We start from the raw sequence: 383 nt of genomic DNA, 5'->3' as shown, positions 1-383 counted from the left end.
TCTTAACCCTTTGGACCTGATCTGGCTCGTACCAGCGTGGGGAAGTTGAAGATGATACATGTGTCATACGAATGACATTCATGTTTATTTCTAACGACGAAACCAGGTTCTTTTCATAGAGCCTGGTTTTTTGCTGGTGCTGATTCCATCCTGTCCGGTAACAAAAAGAGAAGGAGAGAACAGCAAATGAAAGAAAAGAAAAATACTCCAACAACTCAATCGTTATTATCAAGCTTTGACGGTAGCCGAAAAGTGTATGAGAAAGGATCAAGACCTGACATTTTAGTGCCAAAAAGAGAGATTGCCCTCTCAAAAACTGTGACGCAGGCAGGAAACATTCAAAATGAACCAATTCGTGTATACGATACGAGTGGACCTTACAC

General features: G+C 41.3%; 1 pseudogene. It reads left to right on the top strand.

The features are described 5' to 3' along the window. Nucleotides 1–186 precede the first annotated feature (186 nt). Nucleotides 187–383, top strand: a pseudogene (locus AC2A4J_RS20395) (phosphomethylpyrimidine synthase ThiC); the annotation flags it as partial.

This window comes from Marinomonas sp. ATLA20 (assembly GCF_057180105.1).
The sequence above is the reverse complement of the archived record's forward strand: the minus strand, read 5'-3'. Positions and strand labels throughout refer to the sequence as shown.